The organism is Hydrogenophaga sp., assembly GCF_030158645.1.
Lineage (GTDB): Bacteria > Pseudomonadota > Gammaproteobacteria > Burkholderiales > Burkholderiaceae_C > Hydrogenophaga.
Genome location: NZ_JAOASO010000129.1, coordinates 1 through 1,443, shown reverse-complemented (window position 1 = coordinate 1,443; position 1,443 = coordinate 1). Strand labels below are relative to the sequence as shown.

1 protein-coding gene is annotated in these 1,443 nt (G+C 69.1%); it reads right to left on the bottom strand.

The window, feature by feature from the left end; genetic code table 11:
• Positions 1-1,443: efflux RND transporter permease subunit (locus Q1W68_RS13645; protein ID WP_300716941.1), on the bottom strand; the 1,443-nt coding region annotated here is incomplete at both ends.

Below are 1,443 nucleotides of genomic sequence, written 5' to 3'. Positions count from 1 at the left end.
CGAACTCGATGATCAGCACCGCGTTCTTGGCCGACAGGCCGATGATGGTGATCAGGCCGACCTTGAAGTACACGTCGTTCTCCAGCCCGCGCAGGCCCGCGCCGGTCACGACGCCGAGCACGCCCAGCGGCACCACCAGGATCACCGCCAGCGGGATCGACCAGCTCTCGTACAGCGCCGCCAGGCACAGGAACACCGCGAGCAGCGAGAAGCCGAACAGGAACAGCGCGGTCGAGCCCGACAGCTTTTCCTCGCGCGACTGTCCGGTCCACTCGAACGCGAAGCCGGTCGGCAGCTGGGATGCGAGCCGCTCCATCTCGGCGATGGCCGCGCCGCTGCTGACGCCCTTGGCCGGCTCGCCCTGGATGCGCATCGCCGGGTAGCCGTTGTAGCGCACCGTCTGCATCGGCCCGTTGATCCACTGCGTCGTCGCAAAGGCCGCCAGCGGCACCGGCTGGCCGGCCGTGTTCAGCGCGTTGAGCTGCAGCAGGTCGTCGGGCTGCATGCGCGCCGGCGCATCGGCCTGCACCACCACGCGCTGCAGGCGGCCGGCGTTCGGGAAGTCGTTGACGTACGACGAGCCCAGCGCGGTCGACAGCGTCGTGTTGATTGCGCCGAAGTACACGCCGAGCGCGGCGGCCTTGTCGCGATCGACGTCGAGCTGCAGCTGCGGCGCGTCTTCAAGCCCGTCGGGCCGCACCGACACCAGCAGCGGGCTCTTCGCCGCCATGCCGATCAACTGGTTGCGTGCCGCCAGCAGGGCTTCATGGCCGTTGCTGCCGCGGTCCTGCAGCCGCATCGCGAAGCCGTTGGAGCGGCCCAGCTCGCGGATCGCCGGCGGGCTGACCGGGAAGATGAACGCATCGCGGATCTGCCCGAGTGCGCCGAAGGCCCGCCCGACCAGCGCCTGAGCGCTCTGGTCGGCGTCCGGGCGCTCGTCCCAGTCCTTCAGCGTCACGAAGCCCAGCGCGGCGTTCTGGCCGGTACCCGAGAAGCTGAAGCCGAGCACGCTGACCATGCTCTGCACATCGGGCTGCTTCAGCATCCACGCCTCGGCCTGCTTCATCACCTCGGTCGTGCGGTTCTGCGTCGCACCCGGTGGCAGCTGCACGTTGACCAGGATGTTGCCCTGGTCCTCGTTCGGGATGAACGAGGTCGGCAGGCGACCGAACAGCACGATCACCGCGCCGATGATCGCGGCGTAGATGACGAGGTAGCGAGCCGCGCGCTTCAGGATGCGGGCCACGACGCCTTCGTAGCCCTTGGCGGTGCGCGAGAAGCCGCGGTTGAACCAGCCGAAGAAGCCGCGCTTCGCGTGGTGGTGGCCGGCCTCGACGGGCTTCAGCAGCGTCGCGCACAGCGCCGGCGTCAGCGACAGCGCGAGGAACGCCGAGAACGCGATCGCGCTGACCATCACCGCCGAGAACTGGCGGTAGATGTTGC